The 3,136-nt window shown below is 38.9% G+C and carries 2 protein-coding genes and 1 pseudogene; all 3 read right to left on the reverse strand.

Annotated features, from left to right (window positions below; translation table 11 throughout):
• A partial coding sequence (locus ACOVO2_RS17395) for a GH3 auxin-responsive promoter family protein (RefSeq protein WP_421771201.1) occupies window positions 1-1,484 on the reverse strand: 1,484 nt, incomplete at its 3' end.
• Window positions 1,485-1,591: 107 nt separating this feature from the next.
• Complete coding sequence (locus ACOVO2_RS17400; RefSeq protein WP_421771202.1) at window positions 1,592-2,473, reverse strand: glycerophosphodiester phosphodiesterase; 882 nt, start codon at window positions 2,471-2,473, stop codon at window positions 1,592-1,594.
• Between the two features lie 60 nt (window positions 2,474-2,533).
• Window positions 2,534-3,136 (reverse strand): annotated as a pseudogene (locus ACOVO2_RS17405) (hydrolase); the annotation flags it as partial.

The raw sequence follows: 3,136 nt of genomic DNA on the forward strand, positions 1-3,136 counted from the left end.
TCTCTTGAATTACTTAGCCTTGGTACTTTATTTTGCCCGCCCAATTTGCCTCGTTTCGACATCCATTGGTAGAAAGTACCATTTTCTACAAAATGTACTTTTGGCAATAGCAATGCCATATCTTTATAGCGTTTGGCATCGTAATCGGAGTTTACCTTTCGGAGCGAATTATCGAGCGTTTCGATAAAAAGTAATTCGTTTTCAGGTTTTTTTGAACACTCAATTATCCATTCGTGGCAACCTTTACTACCATCTCCCATGTAAACCGGACCTGCTGTATAATCTGCTATTGTAGCACTGGCCGCTGCACAGGCTTCGGTGATTGCCATGTCGGCATTTTCGATTACCACCTCTTCGCCAAAGGCATTGATAAAATGCTTCGTTCGGCCACTTACTTTTATTCGGTATGGGTTTATCGACGTAAACTTTACGGTATCACCAATTTTATATCGCCAAAGCCCCGCATTTGTCGAGATTACGAGGGCATAGTTTTTATCCAATTCTACTTCTTCGAGGGTTAATGTTTTTGGATGTTCTTTGTCCCATTCTTCCATCGGAATAAATTCGTAGAACACACCGTAATCAAGCATGAGTAGCATTTCTCCTACTCTACTGAGTTCGTCTTGAATTGCAAAAAAGCCTTCTGAGGCGTTATATGTTTCGAGATAAGTAACTTGGTCGGATGGAAAGAGTTTTGTTCGGAAAAGGTCTCTGTAGGGCTGAAAAGCCACTGCTCCGTGAACAAAGACCTCAAAGTTTGGCCAAACTTCGAGTATATTCTTTTTACCTGTTCGTTCGAGAATATTTTCGAGCAGAACGACCGTCCAAGTTGGCACGCCCAAAATACTGGTTACGTTTTCTTGGGTGCAAATCTGAATCATTTGCTCCATTTTCTCCTCCCAATTATCAAGTAAGGCAATTTCGCTTGGAGGCGTACGAATAAAGTCAGCCCAAGCGGGAAGATTTTTTGTAATTACCGCCGAAATATCACCCGCCTGTGTATTAGCATTGAATGGATTTGGGTGAAGCGTTCCACCAATCGACAAGCCTTTTCCTTCGTATAATTTTGCTTCTGGACGATTATTGAGGTAGAGCGTCATCATGTCTTTACCACCTCGGTAATGACAATCTTCGAGAGATTCTTCAGAAACAGGAATAAATTTACTGCGTGAATTGGTTGTCCCCGAAGATTTTGAAAACCACTTGATTTCAGACGCCCAAAGTACGTTTTGCTCACCTTTTAGTACACGTTCGATATAAGGGTATAGTTCTTCGTAGGTCGAGATTGGCACTCTCTCCTGAAAATCTTTGATGGTATCTATGCTGCTATAATCGTATTTTAAACCCCACTCCGTATATCGAGCATTTTCGATAAGGTCGTGGAAAATACGATGCTGAGTGTCAATCGGATTTCGCAGAAATTGCTCAATGCGGTCGATTCGACGTTTAAGAAAAAAACTAAGTATGTCGTTAAGCATGCTCATTTGGTGGATTGAAAACACCAAACTCTTTTACACTACAAGTTAGGGTTTGTAGTTTAATAGTTTGTGACTCCAAAATTCTTTCGAAAATTAGGCTTTTTTTCTGAATCTCACAAACCTTTCGCTCTATCTGGGTAGTCGGTTATGAGGCCATCACAGCCAACGGCCTTCACTTTTTCCATGTCTTCTCGTTTATTTACGGTCCACGGAATCACTTTTATACCCAATTCGTGTAATTCTTTTACTCGTTTTTCGGTAGCTTGGGCAAAATATGGACTCCAGATTTGCGGCTTAAAACCCAATTTTTCCAAATTAAATTTCACATCATTATTATCGAACGGCTCAATTAAAGCCGATAATGTTATAGGTTTGTATTTTTTCTGCTCGATTTGTTTGTGCCAAAATTTCAAAACATTGTAATCGAAACTTTGTAAAGTTACTCTTTCAGGCGGAAGCTGCTTGATAATAACTTTATAGACCAAATCCGAAAACTCTTCAACTTTTGGCTGCGAAATATCGTATTCCTTTTCTTCGCTCTTGATTTCGATATTATACTTCAAAGGTTTCACACCTTTTGATTTTGCGTATTTTTCACTTTCACGAATCATGTCTTCGAGCAATGGCTTGTAAACCGCTACTTTTTGTTGTTCGGGATAATCCTTGTTCCCTCTCAACCCAACATCATATTTCTTTATTTCATCATAAGTAAGTTGATACAAATTACCCTGATTTTCTTTTGTAATAAATTTGCCACTCGGGTCGGTGGTGCAATTTGGATTGAAAAAAGGGTCGTGCGAAACCACCACTTTCTTATCTTTAGAAATAACTACATCTAATTCTAAAGTGTGTACGCCTAAGTCAATGGCTTTCTTGAAAGCAGGAATTGTATTTTCGGGCATCAGCCCTCTACTACCTCGATGACCTTGTATCTCAAATTCCATAGTTTGAGCAAAAGTTAAGATTGGAAAAATCAAAAATAGTAAAGTTTTCATGTTTTTGCTTATTAAATTTAACGTCGGCATGGCTTCGAGCCATGCCGACGTTTTTGTTTCCTAAACATTCCACCAATAAGTAAACTTCAAGACCAAAGCACGGTTTCTCACCTGAAATGTATCTGAAATATAATTATCAGTATAAACCAAGAATAAATCTGACGCTGGGCTGTATCGCCATTGCAAACGTGTATTTAGATTTACGTTTTTGTTTTGGTTATTAAACTGTAAAAAGTTAGTAAAAAACAGCTTATTTGTAAAAGTAACATCGACTCTTGGGCCAACCAACCAAAAATTAAATTGTCTATTGACCAAATCTGTCGGAACAGCGGGTTCTGATTTAAAATTTAACTGATTGTAATTTGCACTCATCGTAATAGCTACGTAAGGCTGAAAACGATAACCAACTTCTCCATTTAATCTTAACCTTGTTCCGTTGGCATAATAGCCGCCGTAACGAGTTGATAACGAATAGGTTAGTAACGCCTGCGGTTTCGAGGTATAATCTATTCCAAACGAATCCCATTTGTGTTCGCTGCCCTCTTTTAAGAAGACCCCTGCAAAGTTTGTAGGGTCGAACGGTCGGAGCAAATAAACGTAATTATGAGCCACCCAAGCCATTAAAGTATTGGTTTTTCGGAAATTAATGCGGTAAGCAATAAA

It is taken from the genome of Emticicia sp., assembly GCF_049241225.1.
In the GTDB taxonomy this organism is placed as follows: Bacteria; Bacteroidota; Bacteroidia; order Cytophagales; family Spirosomataceae; genus Emticicia.

What these genes read in the sequence shown, in the direction of transcription:
- ACOVO2_RS17400 (WP_421771202.1), bottom strand. Translation starts at nt 2,473, where the DNA reads ATGAAAACTTTACTATTTTTGATTTTTCCAATCTTAACTTTTGCTCAA.